At 63.8% G+C, this 2,271-nt stretch carries 2 protein-coding genes; one reads left to right on the top strand and one right to left on the bottom strand.

Features of this window, described 5'->3' with window-relative positions:
- Positions 1-671, bottom strand: a 671-nt coding sequence (locus EOA27_RS32715) for an agmatinase (RefSeq protein WP_127258324.1), incomplete at its 3' end; no start/stop codon positions are given.
- A 125-nt stretch (positions 672-796) separates the two neighbouring features.
- On the opposite strand from EOA27_RS32715, the gene EOA27_RS32710 reads away from it, so the two are divergent.
- Positions 797-2,011 carry an acyltransferase gene (locus EOA27_RS32710; protein WP_126082867.1) on the top strand — a complete coding sequence of 405 codons (1,215 nt, stop codon included), beginning with the start codon at positions 797-799 and terminating at the stop codon, positions 2,009-2,011.
- Positions 2,012-2,271: the final 260 nt, after the last annotated feature.

Below are 2,271 nucleotides of genomic sequence, written 5' to 3'. Positions count from 1 at the left end.
GCATAGGCGATGTCGGAGGCGCGCATTTCCTCGACCTCATGGCCGTAGAGGATTTTTATGCCGAACGTATCCGGCGCATGGGTGCGGATGCCGATCTGGATCGAGCGGTCGGGGTCGATGATGCCTTCATTCACCGCGCGGGCGACGAAGGAGCCGTGGTCAATGCGCTTGCCGTCATCCGGCCAGGTGTCCTGATGCGCGTCGAACTGCACCATCGCCAGCGGCCCGTGGATCGCGGCATGCGCCTTGAGCAGCGGCCAGGTGACGAAATGGTCGCCGCCGAGCGTCAAAAGGAACGCGCCTGATTTCAGGATTTTGGCCGCCTCGCGCTCGATCGTGCCGGGCGTCTTGTGGTGATTGCCGCTGTCCAGCAGGCAATCACCGTAGTCGACCACCGAAAGATGCTCGAACAGATCGCGCGAGAACGGATACTGCGGATCGTTGTCGAGGATCGCCGAGGCGCGACGGATCGCCTGCGGCCCGAAGCGGGCGCCAGGCCGGTTGGTGACGGCGGCGTCGAAAGGAATGCCCCATACCACGGCGTCCGCGCCCTTCACGTCCTTCGTATATTTGCGCCGCATGAACGACAGCGCGCCGGCATAGGTCGGCTCGAACGACGCGCCCGTCTTGGAGCGGGCGGTGAACGCGTGGTCGATCTCTAGGTTCGCCATTACGGGTCCTCGGTTTGCATCGGGGCAGCCACAACTACAGAACCGGCACGCAACATGCCAGTCACAGCTTGCGGAAACGGCGCGGCGCTCGGCGAGTGCCAGGGCAACACAGGATCTGTATCATTATGGCTGAGACGGCTCTGCTCAACCTTGCGCCCGCACCAGCGGCGACCCGTGTGGGCACGGCGGCCGGCGAGCGCTTTCTGGTGCTGGATTCCTGGCGCGGCATCTGCGCGCTGCTGGTGGCGCTGTTCCACTTCCCGACGACCTCGATGATTTCGCAAAGCGCGTTTGTCGGCGGCTCCTATCTGTTCGTCGATTTCTTCTTCGTGCTCTCCGGTTTCGTCATCGCCAGCGCCTATGGCGGCCGCCTGAACGAGCCGGACGATCTTGCGCGTTTCGCGCTCGTGCGCTTCGGCCGCATCTATCCGCTGCATCTTATGATGCTTGCCGCTTTCGCTGGCTTCGAGGCGCTGCGGCTCGTCCTGCCGGCGCTGCACGGAACGGGTCCCGCACCCTTCACCGCCGGTTTCGACCTGAAAAGCTTGATCGCCAACCTCTTCCTCCTGCAGGGCATGGGCGTCGAGGATCATCTGAGCTGGAACGCGCCGAGCTGGAGCATTTCGGCCGAGTTCTTCACCTATCTGCTGTTTGCCGCCGTCGTCTTCGCCGCTGGCCAGCGCGCCTGGACATGGTTCGTCGCCGCCGCGGTGACGGCGCCGCTTTTCCTGCTCGCGGTCTCGACGCGTCATATGGACGTGTCCTTCGACTTCGGCTTCATCCGTTGCCTTTACGGCTTCTCGCTCGGCGCGCTGCTCGCCTGGTTTCAGCACGATTCCATTGCAGAGGCGCGACAAGCGCTTAGCGGCGGGACAGGGCGCATCGCCTGGACGATTGCGGAGCTTGTGACGATCACGGGGATCGCGCTGTTCGTCTCCATTGCCGGCACCAACGACCTTGGCATTGCGGCACCGGTCGTCTTCGCGCTGGCGCTTTACCTGTTTGCACATGAGGGCGGCTTGGTCAGCGCCGTGCTGCGCAGCCGGCCGATGCTGCTGCTCGGTTCGCTCTCCTATTCGATCTACATGGTCCACATCTTCGTCCAGGCGCGCCTGATCAATGCCGGCGGCCTGATCGAACGCAAGCTCGGGCTCGGCATCGTTGGCGACCTGATGCTGCGAGGTGAGCATGCGACCGGCTTCGGCGCCGGCTCGCCCTTGATCGGTTTTGCGGCTTTGATCGCGATGTTGATCGCCGTCGTCGTCGCGTCGTGGTTCACCTGGCGCTTCGTCGAAATGCCGGCGCTCGCCTGGTTCCGGCGCCTTTCCAAGCGTATTTGACGGACTTCGATACGAAACAGCTAGCCGGCTTCGTTCACCGCCCTGTCATGGGCATCGCCTAACCGGGTCGCGACCGGAACGGAGCGATTCCCCGATGCGAACACTCTGGCTGAGGCTTTTTCTGTCCGCCGCGCTTGGTGCAATTCCTAACCAAAGTCTAGCCGGCGAGACGCGCGCCGGACATCGACCTCGATGATCTCGGCGCCGATCGCGATCGACCCTTCGACCGCACCACCACCTGCAAGGGGGAGGTCGTGAAC

Origin of the sequence: Mesorhizobium sp. M2A.F.Ca.ET.037.01.1.1, assembly GCF_003998075.1 — a bacterium.
Lineage (GTDB): Bacteria > Pseudomonadota > Alphaproteobacteria > Rhizobiales > Rhizobiaceae > Mesorhizobium.
Note: the sequence above shows the minus strand (reverse complement) of the source record. Positions and strands in the feature narration are given on the sequence as shown.

Excerpts from the sequence above, each read along its gene's own strand:
- EOA27_RS32710 (WP_126082867.1), top strand. The coding sequence starts at position 797 with ATGGCTGAGACGGCTCTGCTCAACCTTGCGCCCGCACCAGCGGCGACC.